At 60.4% G+C, this 1299-nt stretch carries 1 protein-coding gene; it reads right to left on the bottom strand.

Going from position 1 to position 1299, the window contains the following annotated elements; all coding sequences use genetic code 11:
• Nucleotides 1–34: 34 nt before the first annotated feature.
• On the bottom strand, nt 35–1219 hold the full coding sequence (locus tag KJQ96_RS38460) for an IS481 family transposase (RefSeq protein ID WP_213291154.1): 1185 nt from the start codon (nt 1217–1219) through the stop codon (nt 35–37).
• Nucleotides 1220–1299: the final 80 nt, after the last annotated feature.

Raw genomic sequence — 1299 nt, 5'->3', positions numbered from 1 at the left:
TGTCCGGCCCGGACACATAGGTAACAAACTGTACCTAAGACATGGGTGACAACCTCGTGCCGAACGGGTTGTCGAGTGGTTGCAAGGTTTTCTGCTCCAGGTCGAAATATCCGAGATCATAGTGCATGAAGCTGACGAGCCAAATGCCCTCGTCGACTTCCTTGATGCCGAGCTTTTGTCCGGCCAGCACAAGGGAGATATTGATTTTCTTGCGGTGCAGGCAAAGGCGACCGCAGGATGTGATGACGACGTCTCGATCGTGGAAGGGATAAGTCAGTTCGGGCAGGCCATCGTAGCGGCGTATTGAGGCGGTGTAGAGGTCTATGGGGCGCTTCATGTCGAGAGCCTCATGGGGGCGTTCCTCATTGAACTCGTGCCGGAAGCTATCAAAGCGATCCTGCTGCTGGAGACTGTTGAACCCAGGCGGTCTGGTGGCTTCCCTTTTGAGCGTGAGATGCATGCGCTCATGACGGCCGTTCTGCTGTGGATGGCCTGGCTTGATGCGCTCGATCGCAATGCCGAGCCGCAGCCACCACACCGACAGCTTTGAGAGATTGAACAGAGCATTGGGACTGGCAAAGGGCACGCCATTGTCGGAGCGGATGGCAAGCGGCAGGCCGCGCTCGCGGAACAGCCGCTCAAAGGCCGTGATGGCAGGGTCTTCTCGCGTTGAGTCCAGCGCTTCGCAGAGCAGCAAAAAGCGCGAGGCATGATCGGTGACGGTCAGCGGATAGCAGTATCGGCCATTGCCGAGCTTGAACTCGCCCTTGAAGTCGGCACACCACAGATCATTGGGAAGCGTGCCCTGCGACAGCGGCGTGCCGCGCGCGCGGTGGCGCGGCACGCCGCTGCGCCTGACCAGGCCATGGCGGTCGAGCACCGCGTGGATGGTGCTTTTGGCGGGAACCTTGATGTCGCCATCGAGCCGGCGCACCAGCAGCTCGCGGATCTTGCGGGCGCCCCAGTGCGGCTTCTCGCTCTTCAGCCGGACAATCAGGGTCTCGACCTGTTGCGGGAGCTGGTTGGCGTAGCGTATTGGCCGCCTGGAGCGGTCGCTCAACGCTTCCAGCCCGTGCTCCTTGTAGCGATCGAAAATCTTGTAGCCAGTCTTGCGGGATATGCCGAACTCCCGGCAGACCTCGGTCATGGCTTCCCCATCCAGAAGCCGGGCGACAAAGCGCAGGCGCTCTTCCATCACCGAACTCGCCTTCCACGGCATCCACACCTCCCGCAGAACAAAAGCGGAAAGTGTAACCCATGTGTCCGGTACGTTCTGTCACCTATGTCTCGGGCCGCTCA

It is taken from the genome of Bradyrhizobium sp. sGM-13 (assembly GCF_018398875.1).
Lineage (GTDB): Bacteria > Pseudomonadota > Alphaproteobacteria > Rhizobiales > Xanthobacteraceae > Bradyrhizobium.
The sequence above is the reverse complement of the archived record's forward strand: the minus strand, read 5'-3'. Positions and strand labels throughout refer to the sequence as shown.